Below are 22,316 nucleotides of genomic sequence, written 5' to 3'. Positions count from 1 at the left end.
TAAGCCTAGTGAGGCCACGATGTAGGTTCGTGCCGTGAGCTCATTCAAGGATATTCGTGACTATGTGGCCATCCCCCGAGTCCTCTCGCTGAAGCTCTCGCCGGACGGATCCCGGCTCGTCAGCGCCGTGCAGTCGCTCAATCCCGACGGCAAGTCGTTCGGCACCGCGCTGTGGGCGATCCCCATGGACGGCGAGCCGTACCGACTGACCAGGAGCGCCAAGGGAGAGACGGGCACGGAGTTCACCTCCGCGGGTGACGTGCTGTTCACCTCGCGCCGGCCCGACCCGACCGTCAAGGACTCCGACGAGGAGGTGCCCGCGCTCTGGCTGCTGCCCCGCACCGGAGGCGAGGCCAGGCAGGTCGCCACCCGCCCCGGCGGGATCGGCGCGGCCAGGACGGCGGGCGACGTCGTCGTGTTCGCCTCCGACGTGCTGCCCGGCGACGAGGCGAGCGACGAGGAGCGGCGCAAGGCCCGCAAGGACGCCGGGATCAGCGCGATCCTGCACGAGGGCTACCCGGTCCGCTACTGGGACCACGACCTCGGGCCCGGCCGTACCCGCCTGTTCGCGGCCAGGCTGGGCGCCGACCGGCTGGAGGACGTCCGCGACCTGACCCCAGACGCCGACCGCGCGCTCGACGACCACCTGGACTTCGCGCTCACCCCTGACGGCGCCACCGTGCTCACCACGTGGTCGGTGGCGCTGCCGGCGGGCCAGCAGCGCACCGAGGTCGTCGCCGTCGACGTGGCCACCGGCGAGCGGCGCACGCTGTTCGCCGCCGACGACCACGACTTCGAGGGTCCGCTGCGGATCTCGCCCGACGGCGCCAGGGTCGCGTGCTCGCGCAGCCGCCACACCGCGCTCGACGTCTCGGCCCGCTCCGAGCTGTGGATCGGCGAGCTGGCCACCGGAGAGGGCAGGGCCTACGCCGACGACCTGTTCCCGACGGACGTCGCGTGGGCGCCCGACTCCGGCGCCGTCTACCTGGCCGCCGACCACCAGGGCCGCCGCCCGGTCTTCCGCGTGTCCCTCGACGGCGCCGTCGACAGGCTCACCGCCGACGACGCCGCCTACCTCGCGCTCAGCGCCTCGCCCGACGGCCGCTTCGTCTACGCGCTGCGCAGCGGCTACCACGCCCCCGCCACCCCCGCCAGGATCGACACCGCCACCGGCGAGGTCGTCGAGCTGCCCTCGCCTGCCCCCGCGCTTGAGCTGCCCGGCACGCTCACCGAGCTGTCGGCCGTGGCCGACGACGGGCAGGAGATCCGCGGCTGGCTGGTGCTGCCCAAGGACGCCTCGGCCGAGAACCCCGCCCCGTTCCTGCTGTGGATCCACGGCGGCCCCGTCTCCTCGTGGAACGACTGGTCCTGGAGATGGAACCCGTGGATCATGGCCGATCACGGCTACGCCGTCCTGCTGCCCGACCCCGCCCTGTCCACCGGGTACGGCCAGCACATGATCGACCGCGGCTGGGGCGAGTGGGGCCCGCGCACGCTGGCCGACCTCGACTCCATCGTCGACGAGGCGCTCAAGCTGCCCGAGATCGACGACACCCGCCTGGGCGCGATGGGCGGCTCGTTCGGCGGCTACATGGCCAACTGGGTCGCCGGGCACTCCGACCGCTACAAGGCGATCGTCACCCACGCCTCGCTGTGGAACCTCGACCAGTTCGCCGGCACCACCGACGCCTCCATGTACTGGCAGCGTGAGTTCGGCCTGCCCGGCACCGAGCGGTACGGCAAGCTCTCCCCGCACGGCGCCCTCGACCAGATCCGCACGCCGATGCTGGTCGTCCACGGCGACAAGGACTACCGCGTGCCGATCGGCGAGGCCCTGCGCCTGTGGTGGGACCTGCAGCGCAGCGACGTCGAGTCGAAGTTCCTCTACTTCCCCGACGAGAACCACTGGATCCTCAAGCCGGGCAACGCCGTCGCCTGGTACGAGACCGTGCTCGCCTTCTTGGACCAGCACGTGCTCGGCCAGGAGTGGAAGCGCCCGGATTCGGTGGCCTAGATGACGGACTTCGCGGCACTGGCCACGGACATCGCCCGCGAGGCCGGCGACATGCTGCTGGCCAAGCGGCCGAGCAATCCCGAGGTCGTGCAGACCAAGTCGAGCCCCACCGACGTGGTCACCGCGCTCGACCGCGCCTCCGAGGATCTCATCCGCGCCAGGATCAGGCAGGCCAGGCCCGACGACATGATCCTCGGGGAGGAGGGCGGCGACACGCCAGGCTCCAGCGGGGTCAGGTGGGTCGTCGACCCCATCGACGGCACCGTCAACTTCCTGTACGGCCTGCCCGAATGGGCGGTCTCCATCGCCGTCGAGGTCGACGGCCGGATCGTCGCGGGCGCCGTCAACGTGGTGCCGCGCGGCGAGCTGTTCAGCGCCTCGCTGGGCGGCGGCGCCGTCCTGCACCAGGACGGCCTCCCGATGTCGCGGCTGCGCTGCAACAGCGGGGTGCCGCTGGCACAGGCGCTGGTGGCGACGGGGTTCGGCTACGACGCCGCGCGCCGCAGGGTACAGGGGCAGGTCGTGGCGGCCGTGCTGCCGGCGGTGCGGGACATCAGGCGCGGCGGCTCGTGCGCGATCGACCTGTGCTCGGTGGCGGCCGGGCGGGTGGACGCCTACTACGAGCGAGGGATCAACTACTGGGACTACGCGGCGGCGGGGCTGATCGCCGCCGAGGCGGGCGCCAGGATCGGCGGGCTGAACGGCAGGCCGACGAGCAACGAGTTCACGGTGTGCGCCGCGCCGGGGCTGTTCGAGGAGCTGCACGACCTGCTGGTGCCGCTCGACCCCGAACGCGACGCCTGACCCCGCTCTTACCAGGGCGGGAAAGACCGGGAAGCAGGACGCGACGACGGCCGGAGCCAGGAAGGCTCCGGCCGTCGTCATGTGCGGTGCGGTTCAGCGCGGCAGCGGGACACCGTGGTCGTCGGCCAGGCGTCGCAGATCCTCGATCTCCGCGGTGAGCGTGTCGGCGAGGTAGTCGTCGCCGACGGACCTCGCCTCGTCGAGACCCTTTTTGGCCTGGCAGAGGCGGCGTTCGATCGTGGTCGTGAACTCGCCCATCTCACCTTCTCTCTCACATGCATCTCGGGGGTCACGCGTGCGGTCATGGGGGTTCAGGGCACGCGGCAATGGGTGTTCGGCTGGTTTACCCACCCCCCGCCAGGTCCGAAACCTCCGATCGCCTGTGCCGTGCGTCACGGTGACCCTCCACATGGCTTACCGTGCGTTTATCGGGGATGTGGTGAAAATGAAGGCCACATCCAGGAGCGAGGAAGTAGGTGCCGGCAGCCGTGCGGGTGCTTGTGGTTGAGGACGAGCGGGTGCTCGCCGACGCGATCGCGACGGGACTGCGTCGCGAGGCCATGGCCGTGGATGTGGCCTACGACGGCGGGACGGCGCTGGAGAAGACCGCCTACATCGACTACGACGTGATCGTGCTGGACAGGGACCTGCCCGTGGTCCACGGCGACGAGGTGGCGCGCAGGCTGGTCGCCGACCGCAGCGCCTCCCGCATCCTGATGCTGACCGCCGCGGGCGACGTCGACGACAAGGTGGAGGGGCTCGGCCTCGGCGCCGACGACTACCTGGCCAAGCCGTTCGTGTTCATCGAGCTGGTGGCCCGGGTGCGCGCGCTCGGCCGCAGGTCGGCGCCCGCCCTGCCGCCCGTGCTGGAGCGGGCGGGGGTACGGCTGGACCCTGGCAAGCGCCTCGTGGAGCGCGACGGCAAGGAGATCCAGCTGACGAAGAAGGAGTTCGCGGTCCTGGAGGAGCTGCTGCGCGCCGACGGCGCCGTGGTCAGCCAGGAGGACCTGCTGGACAAGGCGTGGGACGAGAACATCGACCCGTTCACCAACGTCGTGCGCGTCACCATGATGACGCTGCGCAAGAAGCTCGGTGAGCCGCAGGTGATCGAGACCGTCCCGGGAGTGGGATACAAGTTGTGAGCGACGAGCAGGACCGTCCGGCGGTCCCCACCCATCCGATGATCAGCCCGCACTCGGAGCGGGCCAGCCTGACGCGGACACGGGTGGAGCAGCCGGGCGCGGGGGAGGGGCGGCCGCCGCGGCCGGGTGAAGCGTGGGACGGCCCGCCGCCCGTCCAGCCCGCGGCCGAGGAAACGATGGCCGAGCGCATCAGGGTGATGCGCGACAGGGTGAGCATCCGCTGGCGGCTCACCCTGACCTACAGCGCGCTGTTCTTCGTGGCGGGCGCCTTCTTGCTCGCGGTGATGTACCTGATCGTGCGGTCCGTGCTCCAGACGGGCCTCTTCATCGAGCTCCAGCTGCCGAGCAACGTGCCTGCCTGGCTGGAGGAGTACCTGAACAACCAGGCCAAGGTGAAGGTCAACGACCACATCAGCTTGGTGCTCGAGAACCTGATCAGACAGTCGATCATGGTGTTGGTCGGGGTCGGCATCCTGGCGCTGATCCTCGGCTACTTCGTGGCCGACCGGGCGCTGCGGCCGGTCGCGCAGATGACCGCCACCGCGCGGAAACTGTCCGACAGCAACCTGGCCCACCAGCGCATCGACCTCAAGGGCCCGCCTGACGAGCTGAAGGAGCTCGCCGACACCTTCGACGCGATGCTGACCAGGCTCAACGTCGCCTTCGACACCCAGCGCAGGTTCGTCGCCAACGCCTCGCACGAGCTGCGCACGCCCCTCACCATCAACAGGACCGTCCTGGAGATCGCGCTGTCCGATCCCGAGGCGTCGCAGGATCTGAAGGCGCTCGGCCGTACCCTCCTGGAGGTCAACGCCCGCAACGAGAAGCTGATCGAGGGTCTGCTTCTGCTCGCCCGTAGCGAACGCGAGCTGGGCGTGCGCAAGCCGGTGGACGTCAAGGAGGTCGCCACGACGGCCGTGGAGCAGCTGGCTCCCTTCGCGGCCGAGCACGGCGTCACCGTCACCACCGAGCTGTCCGAGGCGCCGACGCTGGGCGATCCCGTGCTCCTAGAACGCTCCATCAGCAATCTGCTGGAGAACGCCGTCAAATACAACCTTCAAGAAAACGGAAAAGTCTGGATCCGTACGGGAATGGTGGACGGGGCACTGGTTGTTCAGGTGGCCAACACGGGACAGCATGTCCCGGCGTACGAGGTCAACAGCCTGTTCGAGCCCTTCAGACGGCTCCACGCCGACCGCGTGGACTCGGCGAAGGGATCGGGTCTCGGCCTGTCCATCGTCCGCGCGGTCGTGCAGGCGCACGGCGGAAACGTGGCCGCGGTGCCGCGCGACGGCGGAGGACTTGTCGTGACCATTCGACTTCCCGGACGCTAGTCCGGCGTGTTGATCTGACGGGGGAGTCTCGTTCGCGCCGTACATGTGGTTGGATGTGCCGTCGAACGCGGTGGTGCATGCCGCCAATGCTGTGGGTTTCGCCATATTTGGCTAACCACGAGCCGTTGGCGGCACGCCCTTCGTGTCGGGAGGTTCAGCAGCCGTTCCCGCGGGGTACCGATGGACAAATCTCCCTGAGGAATCGGGCACAAGATGGGCCTCTCGGACGTTAGATACGCGCGACGAGCGCGACACCATAGATGAGGGGGATGGAGCGAGCACAATGGCTACCGACTACGACAGCCCGCGCAAGACCGATGACGACCTGGGGGAGGACAGCCTCCAGGAACTCCAGGCGCGGCGCACAGACAAGTCTTCCGGCAGCATCGACATCGACGAGACCGACCTCGCCGAGTCGCTCGAGCTGCCCGGCGCGGACCTGTCGAATGAGGAGCTGTCCCTGAGGGTGATACCGCGTCAGGCCGACGAGTTCACCTGCTCGCGGTGCTTCCTCGTGCACCACCGCAGCCAGCTTGCCTCCGAGAGGAACGGCCAGCAGGTCTGCAGGGAGTGCGCCGCCTGACGGAGAGGGCACCGCATCGTGTCATCCAAGAAAGAGGAGCGGGACGACCCTGTGAACGAGCCAGGGGTCGCAGAGTCGTCCGCTGCCTCGGCCGACCAACGCGAACACCAGGTCGAGGCCGTCGATAACGAGGTGGGCGAGCTCGTCGGCCGCCTGGTGCAGCCGGGGGAGCTTGAGGGCGCCGAGCGGCGCAGGCTGCTCGGCCGCCTCACCGGCGCCCTCGCCGAGGGAGCCAGGAAGGCGAACGCCTCCGGCGTCGGCAGGGGCAGGTGGCTGGCCGATGTCTTCCTGAACATCGCGCCCCGCATCCCCATCAGGGACCTCGCCACTCTTTCCGAGCACCACCACGGCCTGACCGGCGAGCAGCTCGCCGACGATCTCGTCCGCACCGCGCAGAAGGCGACGATGACGGTCGGCGCCATCGGCGGGGCACTGGCCGCCGCCGAGTTCGCCGCCCCGCCGCTGCTGCTGTCGGCGCCCGCCCAACTGGTCGCCGAGACCATCGTGGTGGCGTCCATCGAGGTGAAGCTGCTGGCCGAGCTCCACCAGGTCTACGGTGTCGACGTGCCCGGCACGGGCACGCAACGGGCCGTCGCGTACACCGTGGCGTGGTCGAAGCAGCGGGGCATCGACCCGCTCGCGCCCGCCTCCGTCACGCTCGCGCTGGGCGCGGCGACGAAGACCGCGTTGCGCAACAGGCTGATGCGGACCCTCGGACGGCACCTGACGACCCTCGGGCCGTTCCTGACCGGGGCCGTGGCGGGCGGCATGCTCAACAGGGCGGCCACCAAGAAGCTCGGCGAGGCCATCCGCGCCGACCTGCGCATCAAGCGGCCGACGCTCCCGCCGAGCCCCGGCGCGGCCCAACTCGAAAGCTGACCCCTCGTCGTCGGCGCCCGGGGTGGCGGGCCTTCCCCCGCCTCGCCCCCTGGGCTCCGGCGGGTCAGCGGGTGCGCAGGCCGTCGAAGGCGATCGTGAGGATGGCCGCGGCGAGCTCGTCGGCCGAGGCGCCGCGTGACGGCTGGTACCACTCGGTGATGGAGTTGACCGTCCCGAACAGCAGCCGCGTCACCAGCGCGGGATCCACGTCGGGTCTGATGTGCCCCTCCGCCGCCGCCTCCTTCACCAGGTGGCTGACGAACCTGTCGAACTCGCGCCGCCGCTCCAGCGCGTGCTGCTCGGTGACGCTGTTGCCGCGCACCCTCAGCAATAGTGTGACGTACGGCAGGCGCTCCACGAGGATCGACACGCTGCGCCGTACCACCCATTCCAGCCGCTCGATCGCCGGGCCCGAGGTGGCCATCGGGTCGGCGATCATCGTGAACAGGCCGTCCAGCGCCCTGTCGAGGGCCCGGGCGAGCAACTGCTCCTTGCCCGGCACGTGGTAGTAGATCGCCGACTTGGTCACCCCGAGCGCGCGGGCGAGGTCCTCCATGCTGGTGCCGTCGTAGCCGCGCTCGTTGAACACCGTCACGGCCGTGTGCAGGACGGACTCGGGGTCGTGCCCGCGCCCGCGCTGACGGGCCGAAGTGGTGGACATGTGGCTAATTATCCCGAAGGTCCACTACCCGTTGGAGCTTGCCGGCCGACCTGGCCAGCGCCCCCCGCCGCACGAGCTCGACCGCGATCGTGACGCCGACGGTGTCCTTGACCGTCCTGGCCAGGGCGTCGGCGCAGGCGCCGGGCTCGGCCTCCACGCGCACCGTCATCACGTCGAGGCGGCCGGGCCGGCTCAGCTCGATCAGGAAGTGCGGCGACAGGCCGGGCGTGCGCAGCACGATCTCCTCGATCTGCGTGGGGAAGACGTTGACGCCACGCAGGATGATCATGTCGTCGGTACGTCCCCTCACCTTCTCCATCCGGCGGAAGGCGGGCATCGCCGTACCGGGCAGCAGGCGGGTCAGGTCGTGGGTGCGGTAGCGGATGACGGGCATGGCCTCCTTGGTCAGGGAGGTGAAGACCAGTTCGCCCCTGCCGTCGGCGCCGGTGTCGACGATCTCGGGATAGAAGTGGTCCTCCCAGACGTGCAGGCCGTCCTTGGTCTCCACACACTCCTGCGCCACGCCCGGCCCGATCACCTCCGACAGGCCGTAGATGTCGACGGCGTCGAGCCCGAAGGCGCCCTCGATCTCGGCGCGCATCTCCTCCGTCCACGGCTCGGCGCCGAAGACGCCGACCCGCAGCGAGGTGGCGCGCGGGTCGAGGCCCTGCGCCTCGAACTCCTCCAGCAGCGCCAGCATGTACGACGGCGTCACCATGATGACGTCGGGACGGAAGTCGGTGATGAGCTGCACCTGACGGGGCGTCATGCCGCCGGAAACCGGCACCACCGTGCAGCCGAGCCGCTCGGCCCCGTAGTGCGCGCCCAGCCCGCCGGTGAACAGTCCGTATCCGTAGGCCACGTGGACGATGTCGCCGGGCCTGCCGCCCGCCGCCCGCAGCGACCTGGCCATGACGTCGGCCCAGGTGTCGATGTCGCGCCTGGTGTAGCCGACCACGGTCGGCTTGCCGGTCGTGCCGCTGGAGGCGTGGACGCGTACCACCTGCTCGCGCGGCACCGCGAACATGCCGAACGGGTAGCACGAGCGCAGGTCGTCCTTGGTGGTGAACGGGAACTTCGCCAGGTCGGCCAGTTCCTTGCAGTCGTCGGGGCGCACGCCCGCCGCGTCGAACTTCTCCCTGTAGAGCGCGACGTTGCGGTAGGCGTGGTCGAGGGTCCACCGCAGCCGCTCCAGCTGCAGCGCGGCCAGCTCGTCCGGCGAGATGCGGTGTACGGACTCCACCCATGTCTCCCTTGTCAGCTGACCGAATGTTCGGTAAACACATCATCGTCCGCAGGTCCTGTCAAGGGAGGCGCAGACCATGTTCGACCAGCACGGGGAGACGCTGACAAAGGCCATGACGGCCATCGCCGAGCGGGGCTACTGGAGCGCCTACCCCGAGTCGCCGAGCCCCAGGGTGTACGGCGAGGGCGCGGCCGAGCGCGGCAAGGAGGCCTTCGAGTCGTATCTGGGCAAGCCGTTCCCGCTCGACCAGCAGGGCACGGGCGTCTGGATCGGCGCCGAGCGCTCGCCGTACGGGATGGACCTGGGGGTGACCTACCCCGAGCCGTCGCCCGAGCAGCTCGTCGACCTGGCGGGGGCGGCGATGCCCGCATGGCGCGACGCGGGCCCGCAGGTGCGGGCGCAGGTCTGCGCCGAGATCCTGCACCGGATCAACCAGCGCAGCTTCGAGATCGCCAACGCCGTCCAGCACACCACGGGCCAGGCGTTCGTCATGGCCTTCCAGGCGGGCGGGCCGCACGCGCAGGACCGCGGGCTCGAGGCCGTCGCCTACGGCCTGGCCGCGATGAGAGCCGCAGGGTCGCGGGCGCGGTGGGAGAAGCCGGCCAAGGGCGAGCCGCTGGTCATGGAGAAGACGTTCACGGTCGTGCCGCGCGGCGTCGCCCTGGTCATCGGCTGCAACACCTTCCCCACCTGGAACGCCTACCCGGGCCTGTTCGCCTCGCTGGTCACCGGCAACCCCGTCATCGTCAAGCCGCACCCGGGCGCGATCCTGCCGCTGGCCATCACCGTGGCCATCGCCCGCGAGGTGCTGGAGGAGGCGGGCTTCGACCCCGACCTGGTCACGCTCGCCGCCGAGGAGGGCCAGGGCCTGGCCACCCAGCTCGCCACCCACCCCGACGTGCGGATCGTCGACTTCACCGGCTCCACCGAGTACGGCGACTGGCTGGAGCGCAACGCCACCCAGGCGCTGGTGCACACCGAGAAGGCCGGGGTCAACACGATCGTCGTCGACTCCACCGACTCCTACAAGGGCATGCTCGGCAACATCGCCTTCTCGCTGTCGCTCTACAGCGGCCAGATGTGCACGGCCCCGCAGAACATCCTCATCCCCTCCGACGGCATCCAGACCGACGCGGGGCCCAAGAGCTTCGCCGAGGTCGCCGCCGACCTCGGGGCCGCCGTGTCGCGCCTGCCCGGCGACGACGCCAGGGCGGTCGAGCTGACCGGGGCGATCGTCAACGCGGGCGTGCTGGGCAGGCTGGCGGCCGCGCCCTCGCTGGGCGAGGTCGTGCTGGAGTCCCGTACGGTGACCCACCCGTCCTTCCCAGGGGCGACGGTGCGCACGCCGGTGATCGTCAAGCTCTCCCAGGCCGAGGAGGAGATCTACGGCCGCGAGCACTTCGGGCCCGTCGCCTTCGTCATCGCCACGCACTCCACGCAGGAGTCGCTGGCGGTGCTGCGGCGCACGATCTCGGCGCGTGGCGCGCTGACCGCCTCGGTCTACTCCACCTCGCCGCAGGTGCTGGAGGCGGCCGAGAGGGCGGCGCTCGACGCGGGGGTCAACCTGTCGTGCAACCTGACGGGCGGCGTGTTCGTCAACCAGTCGGCGGCCTTCAGCGACTACCACGGCACGGGCGCCAACCCGGCCGCGACCGCCTCGCTCACCGATCCGGGCTACGTGGCGGGCCGGTTCTTCGTCGTCCAGTCGCGCCGCCCCGCCTGACATGGCCGTCCGGGTCGCGGTGATCGGCGGCGGGCGCATGGGCGCCGGCATCGCCCAGGTCTTCCTCGCCACGGGCGCGCGGGTGACCGTACAGGAGGCCGGTGAGGAGGCGGCGGCGGCCGCCGTCGAGCGGATCACCAGGGGGCTGCGGACGGCCGAGTCCAGGCAGCAGGACGTGCGCGCCGACGAGGCGCTGCGGCGGCTGTCGGTGGGGCCCGTGCCGGAGGCGGCCGACCTGGTGATCGAGGCCGTGCCCGAAGACCCCAGGCTCAAGGTCGAGGTCCTGGCCGCGGCCGAGGCGCGGGTCGGGCACAGGGCGCTGCTGGCCACCAACACCAGCTCGCTGTCGATCAGCGAGCTGTCGGCCGGGCTGCGGCACCCGCACCGGCTGGTCGGCCTGCACTTCTTCAACCCCGTCCCGGTCCAGCGCCTCGTCGAGATCGTCGTCACCCAGCACACCCCGCCGGGCGTGCTGGCCGCGGCCAGGCGGCACGTCGAGGCGCTGGGCAAGACGGGCGTGGTGGTCAACGACTCGCCGGGCTTCGCCACCAGCCGCCTCGGCGTGCTGCTCGGCCTGGAGGCCATCCGCATGGTCGAGGAGGGCGTGGCCAGCGCCGACGACATCGACACCGCCATGACGCTCGGCTACAGCCATCCCATGGGCCCGCTCAGGCTCGGCGACCTGGTCGGCCTCGACGTACGGCTGGCCATCGCCGAATACCTGCACGCCAGGCTCGGGCCGCGCTTCGAGCCGCCCGCGCTGCTGCGCGAGATGGTGGCCAGGGGCGAGCTGGGGCGTAAGACGGGGAAAGGGTTCTACACCTGGGGCAACTGACCGGTTTGTGTTTCTTTGTACATGTCCGGGGTACATGTCTACGGACTTTCGACTTCCGTCGTTCCGTAGGAGGACATGCGTGGCCGGCCGTAGCTCGTTCCTGATCGTCGCCAACCGGTTGCCGGTGGACAGAACGGTCGAACCCGACGGCACGGCCTCGTGGCGGAGGAGCCCCGGCGGGCTCGTCACCGCGATCGCACCCGTCATGCAGCGCCGCCAGGGCGCCTGGCTCGGCTGGCACGGCGCGCCCGGTGAGGAGGTGGAGCCGTTCGAGCACGACGGCATGAACCTCATCCCCGTCCCGCTGTCGGCCGAGGAGATCGAGCTCTACTACGAGGGCTTCTCCAACGCCGCCCTCTGGCCCCTCTACCACGACGTGGTCGCCACGCCCGTCTTCGAGCGCCGCATGTGGGACGCCTACCGCAAGGTCAACGAGCGCTTCGCCGAGGCGGCCGCCGAGGCGGCCGCCGAGGGCGCCGTCGTCTGGGTGCAGGACTACCAGCTGCAGCTCGTGCCCGCCATGCTCCGCAAGCTCCGCCCCGACCTGCGCATCGGCTTCTTCCTGCACATCCCCTTCCCGCCCGTCGAGCTGTTCTGGCGGCTGCCGTGGCGTACCGAGCTGCTCGAAGGCCTGCTCGGCGCCGACCTGGTCGGCTTCCAGCTGCCCGGCGGCGCCTCCAACTTCATCAGGCTCTGCCGGCGCCTGCTCGGGCTGTCCTACAAGAGCAACGAGGTCTACGCCGGCGACCGCGTCGTCACCGCGCAGGCCTTCCCCATCTCGGTCGACTTCTCCGAACTCGACGACATGGTGCGCGAGCCGCACATCGTGCAGCGGGCCAAGGAGATCCGCGCCGAACTCGGCGATCCCGAGCACGTGCTGCTCGGCGTCGACAGGCTCGACTACACCAAGGGCATCGGCCAGCGCCTGGAGGCCTTCGGCGAGCTGCTGGAGGAGGGCAGGCTGAGCCCGGGCGAGGCGGTCTTCGTGCAGATCGCCACGCCGAGCAGGGAGCGGGTCGACGAGTACCGCAGGCTGAGAGACGACATCGAGCTGCAGGTGGGCCGCATCAACGGCGAGCACTCCGCGCTCGGCGCCCAGCCGATCCAGTACTTCCACCAGTCGCACGACCGCGAGGAGCTGGCCGCCCTCTACCTGGCGGCCGACGTGATGGTCGTGACGCCGCTGCGCGACGGGATGAACCTGGTCGCCAAGGAGTACGTCTCCTGCCACCACGACCTGCGAGGGGCGCTCGTGCTGAGCGAGTTCGCCGGGGCCGCCGACGAGCTGCGGCAGGCCTACCTGGTCAACCCCTACGACGTCGAAGGGCTCAAGCGGACGATGATGACCGCCATGCGGGCCACGCCGCACGAGGTGGCCCGGCGGATGCGCGCACTGCGCCGCCGGGTCTCGACCTACGACGTGGACCGCTGGGCGAGCGAGTTCCTCACTGCGCTGGAGTCTTGAGCGCCTTCCAGGCGAGGTAGCGCTTCTTGGCGGTCTTGTTGACCACGATCTGGGCCACCTGCATGCCCACGCCCATCACCACCGCGTAGCCGATCGCCTCGGCCATGCCGACCTCGTCGGACTCGGTGTCGATCGGCGGCTGCTTGCCGGTGGCCTTGACCCACGCGTAGCCGAGCAGCTTCTTGGCCGCCCAGGCGGTGGCCAGACCCACCAGACCGCCGATCACCCGCCAGGCGATGTCAGGCTTCTCCTCTGTCTTCATGTGTGCAACCCTATTCGTCTTCGCCGCGTACCATTTGGAGGCATGACTCAGCGATCACGCCATGCGCCCATGCCCGAGAAGCCCACTCTCGACGGCCTGGAGCAGGTATGGGTAGAGCGCTGGGAATCCGAGGGGATCTACCGCTTCGACAGGTCGAAGACGCGGGAGCAGATCTACTCGATCGACACCCCTCCGCCGACCGTCTCGGGCTCGCTCCACGTCGGCCACGTCTTCTCCTACACCCACACCGACACCATCGCCCGCTACCGGCGCATGCGCGGGCGCGAGGTCTTCTACCCGATGGGGTGGGACGATAACGGCCTGCCGACCGAGCGCAGGGTGCAGAACCACTACGGCGTGCGCGGCGACGCCGCCGTGCCGTACGACCCGTCCTTCCAGCCGCCGGACAAGCCCGGCAAGCAGCAGGTCAGCGTCTCCAGGCGCAACTTCATCGAGCTGTGCGAGCGGCTCACGATCGAGGACGAGAAGGCCTTCGAGCAGCTGTGGCGTCGGCTGGGTCTCTCGGTCGACTGGAGCCTGACCTACGCCACCATCGACGGCGCCTCGCGCGCCGCCTCCCAGCGCGCCTTCCTGCGCAACCTCGCCCGCGGCGAGGCCTACCGGGCCGAGGCGCCGACGCTGTGGGACGTCACTTTCCGCACCGCCGTCGCCCAGGCCGAGCTGGAGGACAGGGAGTGGCCGGGGGCCTTCCACCGCATCTCCTTCTACGGCGACCAGGGCCCGGTCTGGATCGAGACGACCAGGCCCGAGCTGATCCCGGCCTGTGTCGCGCTCGTCGCCCACCCCGACGACGAGCGCTACAAGCCGCTGTTCGGCACCAGCGTGCTGTCGCCGCTGTTCGGCGCCGAGGTGCCGATCCTCGCCCACCACCTGGCCGAGCAGGACAAGGGCTCGGGCATCGCGATGATCTGCACGTTCGGCGACATCACCGACGTCACCTGGTGGCGCGAGCTCAACCTGCCGACCAGGCCCGTCATCGGATGGGACGGCCGGCTGCTGCCCGAGCCGCCCGAGGGCGTCGAGGCCGAGCCGTACAAGGAGCTGGCGGGCAAGACCGTCCACAGCGCCCGCGAGCGGATCGTGGAGATGCTGCGCGAGTCGGGCGACCTCGACGGCGAGCCGCGCCCGGTCAAGCGCGCGGTGAAGTTCTTCGAGAAGGGCGACAAGCCCCTCGAGATCGTCACCACCCGCCAGTGGTACATCCGCAACGGCGGGCGCGACGCCGAGCTGCGCGAGCGCCTGCTGGAAAGGGGCGCCGAGCTGGTCTGGCACCCGCCGCACATGCGGGTGCGCTACGACAACTGGGTCAAGGGCCTGGCGGGCGACTGGCTGATCTCCCGCCAGCGCTTCTTCGGCGTGCCGCTGCCGGTGTGGTACGACGTCGACACCGGTGAGCCGATCCTGCCCACCGACGACATGCTGCCCGTCGACCCGTCCTCCGACGTGCCGCCCGGCTACACCGAGCAGCAGCGCGGCGTGGCGGGCGGATTCGCCGGCGACACCGACGTCATGGACACCTGGGCCACCTCCTCGCTGTCACCCGAGATCGTCGGCGGCTGGGAGCGCGACCCCGACCTGTTCGCGCGGGTGTTCCCGATGGACCTGCGGCCACAGGCGCACGAGATCATCCGCACCTGGCTGTTCTCCACGGTCGTGCGGGCCCACCAGGAGTTCGACTCGCTGCCGTTCACGAACGTGGCGATCTCCGGCTGGATCCTCGACCCCGACCGCAAGAAGATGTCGAAGTCCAAGGGCAACGCCACCACGCCCATGTCCATGCTGGAGGAGTACGGCTCCGACGCCGTGCGCTACTGGGCGGCCGGCGGCCGTCCCGGCACCGACACCGCCTTTGACACGGGGCAGATGAAGATCGGCCGCCGCCTGGCCATCAAGATCCTCAACGCGTCGAAGTTCGTCCTCGGCTTCCCCGAGGGCGAGCGGGTCACCGAGCCGCTCGACCTGTCGATGCTCGCCGCCCTGTCCCAGACGGTGCGGGAGGCGACCGACGCCTTCGAGGGCTACGACTACGCGCGGGCGCTCGAGGTGGCCGAGCGGTTCTTCTGGTCCTTCTGCGACGACTACCTGGAGCTGGTCAAGGCCCGCGCCTACGACGGCGACGCCGCCGCCTCCTCCGCGCACGCGGCGCTCAGGCAGGCGCTCGACGTGCAGCTACGGCTGTTCGCGCCGTTCCTGCCGTTCGTCACCGAAGAGGTGTGGTCGTGGTGGCGTGAGGGGTCCGTCCACCGCGCGGCCTGGCCGCAGGCCGAGGCGGGCCAGGGCGACCCCGCGCTGCTGGCGCTGGTGTCGGAGGTGCTGCGGCAGGTCCGCAAGGCCAAGTCAGAGGCGAAGGTGTCGATGCGCGCCGAGATCGCCAGGCTCACCGTCCATGCCCCGCAGGCCGCCCTGATCCGCCAGGGCGCCGACGATCTGTGCGGCTCGGGCAACGTCGAGGAGTTCGTGCTGGAGCCCGGCGAGGAGCTGACCGTAGCGGTCGATCTGGCCTGATTGCAGGGGGTACGGCGGGTCGCCGTGCCCCCTGATCGTTCGTCCACGGCGATAACCGCGCGCGTTCGAGTCGGCGGCGTGACAGTCTTGAACACGTGTTCTCCGACCGCCCAACCCAGCTGGTACCTCCCGTCGTGGCCAAGTTGGCCGCCTGGAGCGTGTGCCTGATCGTCGTCGGCGTGGTCGTCTACGTCTTCGCCTCGATCGTCGCCAGGCTCAGCTTCGTGGCCCTGCCGGTGGCGATCGCGCTGCTGCTGACCGCCCTGCTCTACCCGCTGACCAGCAGGCTGACCAGGGCGGGCCTGCGGCCCATCTACGCCACCTGGATCACCCTGCTGGTCGCGCTGGCCATCCTCGTCGGAGCGGGCTGGCTCATCGGCGCCAGGGCGAGCGACGAGTTCCCCACCGTGGTCGACCAGGTCTCGAAGTCGATCAATGAGCTGCGCGACTGGCTGGTGACCGGCCCCATCCATCTCGACACCAAGCAGCTCGACGACTGGGTCCAGGCCATCACCCGCCAGCTGCAGACCTCGCAGACCGCCATCACCAACACCGTGCTGACGGCCGGGCAGGTCGCCATCGAGGTGCTCGCCTCGCTCGTGCTCATGCTGTTCGTGACCTTCTTCCTGCTCAAGGACGGCGACCGGATCTGGTCCTGGTTCCTCAAGGCCTTCGGCAGCATGTCCGCGCGGGTCGACAGGGCCGGCCGGGTGGCCTGGACGACCGTCTCCCACTACGTGCAGGGCACCGTGGCCGTCGCCGCCGTCCACGGCCTGGTCATGGGCATCGTGCTGGCCGGGCTCGGCGTGCCGCTGTGGGCGCCGCTGGCCATCCTCATCTTCCTGGCCAGCTTCATCCCCATCGTCGGCATCTTCATCGCCGGCACCGTCGCCACGCTCGTCACCCTCGGCACCACCAGCCCGATCAAGGCGCTGATCTTCCTGGCCGTGCTCATCGTCGAACAGCAGCTGGAAAACCACGTGCTGCAGCCGCTCATCGTGGGCAGGGCGCTCAACTTCCACCCGCTCGCGATCATCATCGTGCTGGCCGTGGGCGGCATCCTCGGCGGCATCGCGGGGGCGGCCGTAGCCGTACCGGTCGCGGCTGTCATCTACCGGGCGCTTCCGGAGCTTCGGCATGAAAGCGCGGCTTTGCCACCGCCTGAGCCGCCACCACCGCCGCAGGTTCCCGCGAAGAGCGAATCCAAGCAGCCCAAGGGGTAGTCTCATCCCTCATGACGCGTACGTTGGGGTGTAGCGAGGAGACCGCATGACCGTAGAGGTGCTCATCCACCGCCTCGACCCCGACCTGCCGGTGCCGAGCTACGCGCATCCCGGCGACGCGGGGGCCGATCTGGTGGCCGCGGCCGACGTCGAGCTGCTGCCGGGCGAGCGCGCGCTGGTCGGCACCGGCGTGGCGATCGCGCTGCCCGACGGCTACGCCGCCTTCGTGCACCCGCGGTCCGGACTGGCCGCCAAGCACGGCGTCACGCTCGTCAACGCGCCCGGCACCGTCGATGCGGGCTACCGGGGCGAGATCAAGGTGACGCTGCTCAACACCGACACCAAGGAAGCGGTCCGGCTGCGCCGCGGCGACCGTATCGCCCAGCTGGTCGTCCAGCGGGTCGAGCGGGCCACCTTCTACGAGGTGGACCGGCTGCCGGGCTCCGTGCGCGGAGCCGACGGCTTCGGTTCCACGGGCAGATGAGGGAGTGATCGACAGTGTTCCGACGTCGCAGGCGTGAACAGCCCGAGCAGGCTGCCGCGGAGGTGGCCGAGCAGCGGCCGGCCCGCGAGTCGGGCCCGTGGGATGCCGACGAGCCCCACCCCGAGGCCGACCGGGTCGACCTCGGCGGCATGCGCGTCAGCGTCGGCGAGGGCCTCGACGTGCAGATCGCCGTCGCGGGCGACCAGCCGATCGGCGTGGTCGTCCTCCACGACGACAGCGTCCTGCAACTGCACGCCTTCGCCGCGCCCAAGCGCGGCGGCCTGTGGGACGAGGTCAGGACCAAGCTGGCCGCCAGCGTCAAGGAGGCGGGCGGCTCGGTCGAGGTGACCGAGGGCCCGTTCGGCCCCGAACTGGTGGGCAGCATCCCCGGCGAGGCCGGCACCCAGTCGGTCCGCTACGTCGGCATCGACGGCCCGCGCTGGTTCCTGCGCGCGGTCCTCAGCGGCAAGGCCGCCCTCGACGCCGCCGCGGCCGAGCCGTTCGAGGCCGTCATCCGCGACGTGGTCGTGGTGCGCGGCGAGGACCCGATGCCCCCCGAGGAGCCGATCCTGCTGCGTATCCCCGGTGAGCGGCACGCCACGCCCGGCGCGCCCGAGGCCGGGCTCGACCCGTTCGAGCGAGGGCCGGAAATCACCGAAACCCGCTGACCGCCTCATCGCATAAGCTGGGTCATCATGACTAGTACGGCAGAGCCCCCCAAACGCGGGGGATTGCGCGGGTTCTTCAGCAGACTGGCCTCCACCCAGGCCGAGCTGGAGGCCGAGGAGTTGCGTGAGGACGCCGACCAGGCGGGCGCCACGCCGATCGTCTCCTGCGGTGGCAGGCGCCGCTTCTGCGTGGCGGGTACCCTACGAACGGTGACGCTGCGACCGCGGGGCGGCGCCCCCGCGCTGGAAGCCGAGCTCTACGACGGCTCCGACGTGATCGACCTGGTGTGGCTGGGCCGACGCAAGATCGTGGGCATCGAGCCGGGCCGCATCGTCAAGGCCGAGGGCCTGGTCAGCATGCAAGACGGGCGCAAGGTGATGTTCAACCCGCGCTACGAACTGCGCCCAGGCGCCTGACAGGGAGCGATCGATCACGTGACAGCAGAGCAGGCTACGGCCCATGAGACCGTTGAGTCCGCCATCAGGGCGCAGCTGGCCAAGGCGCTCGGCGGCATCCGCGGCATCGTCGAGGCCGCGGTGCCGACCATCGCCTTCACGGTGTCGTGGCTGTCGACCGAGCAGCTCAACCTGTCGCTCATCATCAGCGCCTCCCTCGCGGCCGTGCTGCTGGTGGTGCGCGTCGCGCAGCGCTCCACCCCGCAGTTCGTGATCAACAGCCTGATCGGCATCGGCATCGGCTGGTTCTTCGCCTCCCGCACCGGTGACGCGCGCGATGTCTACCTGCCCGGCATCCTCTACAACGCCGGATACGCCGCGGCCATGCTGCTGTCCATCGTGACCAGGTGGCCGGTCGTCGGCTTCCTCATCGGCTCGGTCACGGGCGATCCCACCGCCTGGCACAGGGACCAGGGGATCGTGAAGCTGTGCACCAGGCTGACGTGGCTGCTCATGCTGCCGTGCGTGGTGCGGGTGGCGGTGCAGCTGCCGATCTACCTGTTCGGCGGCGGCGACGAGGCGATCGCGGCGCTGGGCCTGGCGAAGGTGCTGATGGGCTGGCCGCTGCAGGTCGCGGGCCTGGGCGCGATGGCCTGGCTGCTGGGCCGCGGCCGCACCCCGATCCAGGCCGCCACCGCCTGATTTCTTTTCGGTACGGCAAGCACGGTTGAGGCCACCGGGGTCACCGGTGGCCTTCTGCCGTTCACGCCACTCCAGCGCCGCCGCTGACCCGCCGTCACGTCGCATGCGGGAACTGGTCATCTCATGTGATTGTTGACATGAGGATGCGGGGTGAATCGTGAGGGTAGGGGCGAATCGTGGGTGAGCCCTCCGAACAACGACTGGTCGGCGGCAGGTATCTGCTGGCGGACGAGGTGGGCCGTGGCGGCATGGGCATCGTCTGGCGGGCCCACGACCAGGTGCTCGACCGGCCCGTGGCGCTCAAGCAGGTGCTGGTGCCCGGCTGGATGGGCGAGCAGGACAGAGCGCGCGCCTTCCAGCGGGTGCTGCGCGAGGCCAGGGCGGCGGCCCGGCTGCGCAACCCCTACGTGATCACCATTCACGACGTCGTCATGGACGACGGGCACCCGTGGATCGTCATGGAGCTGCTGCGCGCCTCCTCCCTGGCGCAGGTGCTGGAACGCACGGGACCGCTGCCCGAACAGGCCGCCGCCGACATCGGTGCCAAGGTGCTGGAGGCGCTCAGGACCGCCCACGCCGCGGGGATCACGCACAGGGACGTGAAACCCGCCAACGTGCTCCTGCTCGACGACGGGGGAGTGGTGCTGACCGACTTCGGCATCGCGCACGTCGCCGACTCTCCGACGCTGACCGCGACGGGCAAGCTGATGGGCTCGCCCGCGTACATGGCGCCCGAACGGCTCGAAGGCGCGCCCGCGAGCGAGGCCAGCGACCTGTGGGCGCTCGGGGCGACGCTGTACACGGCGGTGGAGGGCGTGCCGCCGTACCCGCTGGACAGCCCGGTCGCGATCCTGGCGGCCATCCTCATGCGGGAGCCGCGGCCGATGCGGCTGGCCGTACGGCTGGAGGGGGTCGTGCTGGGGCTGCTGCGCAAGGACCCGGGGGAACGGCTGTCGCACGAGTCGGCGGCGGCGGTCCTGGGGCGGGTGGCGGCCCGCTCTGGTGAGGAGCCGCGCAGGCGAGCGGGGTCGCGGGCGCTGGCGGCGCTGGTACGCGACCAGCAGCCCGACGTGCCCTCGGATCCCGAGGTCCGCTCGGATCCCGGCGTCCGCTCGGATCCCGACGCCCCCACAGAACCGGTCCCTTCGGGTCCCGACGTCCGCCTGGAGCCCCACGCCCCCTCGGCACCCGACACCCCCGCGGCACCCGATGCCCGCGAGAACCCTGACGCTGACGCTCCCACCAACCCCGGCCCCTCACGCCCCGCCACATCCCTCGACGTCTCCGATCCCGCCACGGGCCACGACCTCTCGGGTCCCGCTACGCCCCATGACCTCTCCGGTCCCGGCTCGTCCCCGGATGTCTCGGGCCCCGCAACGCCCCGCAACCCCTCCGGCACCGCCGCACCGGCTGAGCGCGCTGGGGCTCCCTCTGGCTCTTTCCGGGCGGGGCTGCCTCCCAGGGGCGGCGGGTCGGCTCGGACCGAGGCCGCAAAGCGCATGGCCCACCTGCTCAGGGTGGCCGCCGTCGTGGTGGCGACCGCGGGAGTGGTCGCCTACGCGGCGCCGAGGGCGGTGATGCGGATGGGCATCGAGCTGCCCTCCATCGAGGCGGAGGTCACGCTGCTGGTGCTGTTCGGCGCGTTCGCGGTGCTGGCCGCCGTCCTGCCAGGGGGCCTGCTGCCCCAGGGTGGCGCGGCGGCGACCGTCACCAGGGCGCTGCCGTTCGTCGCGTTCGCCGGATATCTGGGCGGCTACCAGGCAGGATCCGGATCCCAGATGACGACGGCCATGGCCTACGGGCTGCTGTGCGCGTGGGCGGCGGTGACGGCGGTGCGCACCTGGCGGCGGTCGAGAACCGCGGCGGCCGTCGCGGCGGCAGCGGTCGTCTGCTTCGCCGCGCTGGCGGTGACACACCTCTGGATCGACGTCGCAGGCCCCGACGGCCTCGCGTCAGCGGTCGTCGCGGTGGCCAACGTGGCGACGGCCGCCGCCTGGGCGCTAGTGACGATGTGGGGGTGGTGGGCGGCCTGCCGTACCCGCTAGTGGGGGGACAGGAGCTGGGCCAGCTCCTCTTCCACCTCCTGGCTGGCGACGAACATCAGCTCGTCGCCCGCCTCCAGCGGGTCGTCGGCGGAGGGCACCAGCACCCGCCCCTCGCGCAGGATCGCCACCAGCGCCGAGTCGACCGGCCACGGCACCGAGCCCGCGCGCTGGCCGACGACGGGCGCGTCTTCCGGCAGGGTGAGCTCGACCAGGTTGGCCTGGCCCTGGCGGAAGGTCATCAGCCGGACCAGGTCACCGACGCTGACCGCCTCCTCGACCAGCGCCGACAGCAGGCGAGGCGTGGAGACCGCGACGTCGACGCCCCACGACTCGTTGAACAGCCACTCGTTGTTGGGGTGGTTGATGCGGGCGACCACGCGCGGCACGCCGTACTCGGTCTTGGCCAGCAGGGAGACCACCAGGTTGACCTTGTCGTCGCCGGTGGCGGCGACCACGACGTGGCAGTTGTTGAGCCCCGCCTCGTCGAGGGAGGAGATCTCACAGGCGTCGGCGAGCAGCCACTCGGCACGCGGCACCGCGTCGATCTTGATGGCCTTGGGGTCGCTGTCGATCAGCAGGACCTCGTGGCCGTTCTCCAGGAGCTCGGCGGCGATGGAGCGGCCGACCGCGCCCGCGCCGGCGATCGCGATGCGCATCAGTGCTCCTCCTCCGGTGCGGCGGCCAGCACCTTGTTGATCCTGTCCATGTCGTTCTCGGCGGCGATCACGTGGAGCACGTCGCCCTCCTGCACCACCGTGTCGGGCTTGGTGACCAGGGCCTCGCCCATGCGGTTGACGAAGGCGATCCGGGCGCCGACGACGTCCTCCAGCGTGGTCACCTTGGTGCCGATCCACGCCGGGTTGGTGGCCACCTCGGCCAGCACGACCGTGCCCGTGGGGTCGCGCCACAGCGGCTCGGCGCCCTCGGGCAGGATGCGGCGCAGGATCTGGTCGGCCGTCCACCGTACGGTGGCCACCGTGGGGATGCCGAGCCGCTGGTAGACCTCGGCCCTGCGGGAGTCGTAGATGCGCGCCACGACGTTGTCGACGCCGAAGGTCTCACGCGCCACCCGCGCGGAGATGATGTTGGAGTTGTCGCCGCTGCTGACGGCCACGTAGGCGGCCGCGGACTCGATGCCCGCCTCCTGCAGCACGTCGCGGTCGAAGCCGATGCCGGTGACCCTGCGGCCCCTGAACCCGGCCTTCAGCCGCCGGAACGCCTGCGGATCGCGGTCGATGATCGCGACCGAATGCCCGTTGCCCTCCAGGATGTGGGCGATGGTCGAGCCGACGCGCCCGCATCCCATTATGACGATATGCATGTG

Annotated in this window: 22 protein-coding genes; 16 read left to right on the top strand and 6 right to left on the bottom strand. The window is 70.7% G+C overall.

From position 1 onward, the window contains the following. The first annotated feature begins 34 nt into the window (after positions 1 to 34). Positions 35 to 2,014 carry a prolyl oligopeptidase family serine peptidase gene (locus ACFXJ8_RS24770; RefSeq protein WP_379646319.1) on the top strand — a complete coding sequence of 660 codons (1,980 nt, stop codon included), beginning with the start codon at positions 35 to 37 and terminating at the stop codon, positions 2,012 to 2,014. After that, on the top strand, positions 2,015 to 2,818 hold the full coding sequence (locus tag ACFXJ8_RS24765; RefSeq protein WP_379646318.1) for an inositol monophosphatase family protein: 804 nt from the start codon (positions 2,015 to 2,017) through the stop codon (positions 2,816 to 2,818). 93 nt (positions 2,819 to 2,911) lie between these two features. Here the strand turns inward: ACFXJ8_RS24765 and ACFXJ8_RS24760 are convergent, their stop codons facing one another. Continuing rightward, positions 2,912 to 3,076: a hypothetical protein gene (locus tag ACFXJ8_RS24760; protein ID WP_379646317.1), complete on the bottom strand. Its 165-nt coding sequence runs from the start codon at positions 3,074 to 3,076 to the stop codon at positions 2,912 to 2,914. Between the two features lie 230 nt (positions 3,077 to 3,306). Here ACFXJ8_RS24760 and ACFXJ8_RS24755 point away from each other — a divergent pair, with 230 nt between their 5' ends. The 4 genes from ACFXJ8_RS24755 to ACFXJ8_RS24740 all read left to right on the top strand — a co-directional run bounded on the left by ACFXJ8_RS24755 (position 3,307) and on the right by ACFXJ8_RS24740 (position 6,756). After that, positions 3,307 to 3,960, top strand: a complete 654-nt coding sequence (locus ACFXJ8_RS24755; protein WP_379646316.1) for a response regulator transcription factor — start codon at positions 3,307 to 3,309, stop codon at positions 3,958 to 3,960. Further along, positions 3,957 to 5,294 (top strand): sensor histidine kinase, encoded by a 1,338-nt coding sequence (locus tag ACFXJ8_RS24750; protein WP_379646315.1) that lies wholly within the window; start codon positions 3,957 to 3,959, stop codon positions 5,292 to 5,294. Before ACFXJ8_RS24755 ends, ACFXJ8_RS24750 begins: the two co-directional genes overlap by 4 nt. Positions 5,295 to 5,577: 283 nt before the next feature. Continuing rightward, a complete protein-coding gene (locus ACFXJ8_RS24745; protein ID WP_090929286.1) occupies positions 5,578 to 5,877 on the top strand; it encodes a DUF4193 domain-containing protein in 300 nt (99 codons plus the stop codon). Between the two features lie 51 nt (positions 5,878 to 5,928). After that, complete coding sequence (locus tag ACFXJ8_RS24740) at positions 5,929 to 6,756, top strand: hypothetical protein (RefSeq protein WP_379646314.1); 828 nt, start codon at positions 5,929 to 5,931, stop codon at positions 6,754 to 6,756. Between the two features lie 64 nt (positions 6,757 to 6,820). Here ACFXJ8_RS24740 and ACFXJ8_RS24735 read toward each other — a convergent pair whose 3' ends face one another. Both ACFXJ8_RS24735 and paaK read right to left on the bottom strand, forming a co-directional pair. After that, on the bottom strand, positions 6,821 to 7,417 hold the full coding sequence (locus tag ACFXJ8_RS24735; protein ID WP_379646313.1) for a TetR/AcrR family transcriptional regulator: 597 nt from the start codon (positions 7,415 to 7,417) through the stop codon (positions 6,821 to 6,823). A 4-nt stretch (positions 7,418 to 7,421) separates the two neighbouring features. Beyond that, on the bottom strand, positions 7,422 to 8,660 hold the full coding sequence (paaK, locus tag ACFXJ8_RS24730) for a phenylacetate--CoA ligase PaaK (RefSeq protein ID WP_379646312.1): 1,239 nt from the start codon (positions 8,658 to 8,660) through the stop codon (positions 7,422 to 7,424). A gap of 79 nt (positions 8,661 to 8,739) precedes the next feature. On the opposite strand from paaK, the gene paaN reads away from it, so the two are divergent. The 3 genes from paaN to ACFXJ8_RS24715 all read left to right on the top strand — a co-directional run bounded on the left by paaN (position 8,740) and on the right by ACFXJ8_RS24715 (position 12,686). Then, positions 8,740 to 10,386, top strand: coding sequence for a phenylacetic acid degradation protein PaaN (gene paaN / locus ACFXJ8_RS24725; protein WP_379646311.1), 1,647 nt, complete (start codon positions 8,740 to 8,742; stop codon positions 10,384 to 10,386). 1 nt (position 10,387) lies between these two features. After that, a complete protein-coding gene (locus tag ACFXJ8_RS24720) occupies positions 10,388 to 11,221 on the top strand; it encodes a 3-hydroxyacyl-CoA dehydrogenase family protein (RefSeq protein ID WP_379646310.1) in 834 nt (277 codons plus the stop codon). 79 nt (positions 11,222 to 11,300) lie between these two features. Continuing rightward, the gene (locus tag ACFXJ8_RS24715) at positions 11,301 to 12,686 is read left to right on the top strand and encodes a trehalose-6-phosphate synthase (RefSeq protein WP_379646309.1); all 1,386 of its coding nucleotides are present in this window, start codon (positions 11,301 to 11,303) and stop codon (positions 12,684 to 12,686) included. On the opposite strand, the gene ACFXJ8_RS24710 is transcribed toward ACFXJ8_RS24715, so the two are convergent. Then, positions 12,667 to 12,948 (bottom strand): DUF4235 domain-containing protein, encoded by a 282-nt coding sequence (locus tag ACFXJ8_RS24710; protein WP_379646308.1) that lies wholly within the window; start codon positions 12,946 to 12,948, stop codon positions 12,667 to 12,669. The genes ACFXJ8_RS24715 and ACFXJ8_RS24710 overlap by 20 nt on opposite strands. 42 nt (positions 12,949 to 12,990) lie before the next feature. On the opposite strand from ACFXJ8_RS24710, the gene valS reads away from it, so the two are divergent. The 7 genes from valS (at position 12,991) to ACFXJ8_RS24675 (ending at position 20,992) form a co-directional block, all read left to right on the top strand. After that, positions 12,991 to 15,474: a valine--tRNA ligase gene (valS, locus tag ACFXJ8_RS24705; RefSeq protein WP_379646307.1), complete on the top strand. Its 2,484-nt coding sequence runs from the start codon at positions 12,991 to 12,993 to the stop codon at positions 15,472 to 15,474. A gap of 134 nt (positions 15,475 to 15,608) precedes the next feature. Continuing rightward, complete coding sequence (locus ACFXJ8_RS24700) at positions 15,609 to 16,697, top strand: AI-2E family transporter (protein ID WP_379646306.1); 1,089 nt, start codon at positions 15,609 to 15,611, stop codon at positions 16,695 to 16,697. A gap of 46 nt (positions 16,698 to 16,743) precedes the next feature. Further along, the gene (dut, locus tag ACFXJ8_RS24695) at positions 16,744 to 17,181 is read left to right on the top strand and encodes a dUTP diphosphatase (protein WP_379646305.1); all 438 of its coding nucleotides are present in this window, start codon (positions 16,744 to 16,746) and stop codon (positions 17,179 to 17,181) included. A gap of 14 nt (positions 17,182 to 17,195) precedes the next feature. Further along, entirely contained in the window at positions 17,196 to 17,849 is a 654-nt protein-coding gene (locus tag ACFXJ8_RS24690; RefSeq protein ID WP_379646304.1) for a DUF3710 domain-containing protein, read from the top strand. Between the two features lie 27 nt (positions 17,850 to 17,876). Beyond that, positions 17,877 to 18,266 (top strand): OB-fold nucleic acid binding domain-containing protein, encoded by a 390-nt coding sequence (locus tag ACFXJ8_RS24685; protein WP_379646303.1) that lies wholly within the window; start codon positions 17,877 to 17,879, stop codon positions 18,264 to 18,266. An 18-nt stretch (positions 18,267 to 18,284) separates the two neighbouring features. Continuing rightward, complete coding sequence (locus ACFXJ8_RS24680) at positions 18,285 to 18,947, top strand: DUF3159 domain-containing protein (RefSeq protein WP_379646302.1); 663 nt, start codon at positions 18,285 to 18,287, stop codon at positions 18,945 to 18,947. Positions 18,948 to 19,123: 176 nt separating this feature from the next. Next, positions 19,124 to 20,992 (top strand): protein kinase, encoded by a 1,869-nt coding sequence (locus ACFXJ8_RS24675; protein WP_379646301.1) that lies wholly within the window; start codon positions 19,124 to 19,126, stop codon positions 20,990 to 20,992. Here the strand turns inward: ACFXJ8_RS24675 and ACFXJ8_RS24670 are convergent. Continuing rightward, positions 20,989 to 21,648 carry a potassium channel family protein gene (locus ACFXJ8_RS24670; protein WP_379646300.1) on the bottom strand — a complete coding sequence of 220 codons (660 nt, stop codon included), beginning with the start codon at positions 21,646 to 21,648 and terminating at the stop codon, positions 20,989 to 20,991. The two genes, ACFXJ8_RS24675 and ACFXJ8_RS24670, sit on opposite strands and share 4 nt — an antisense overlap. Next, entirely contained in the window at positions 21,648 to 22,313 is a 666-nt protein-coding gene (locus ACFXJ8_RS24665; RefSeq protein WP_379646299.1) for a potassium channel family protein, read from the bottom strand. The genes ACFXJ8_RS24670 and ACFXJ8_RS24665 overlap by 1 nt, the downstream gene beginning before the upstream one ends. Positions 22,314 to 22,316: the final 3 nt, after the last annotated feature.

Source organism: Nonomuraea sp. NPDC059194 (genome assembly GCF_042754765.1).
In the GTDB taxonomy this organism is placed as follows: domain Bacteria; phylum Actinomycetota; class Actinomycetes; order Streptosporangiales; family Streptosporangiaceae; genus Nonomuraea.
Note: the sequence above shows the minus strand (reverse complement) of the source record. Positions and strands in the feature narration are given on the sequence as shown.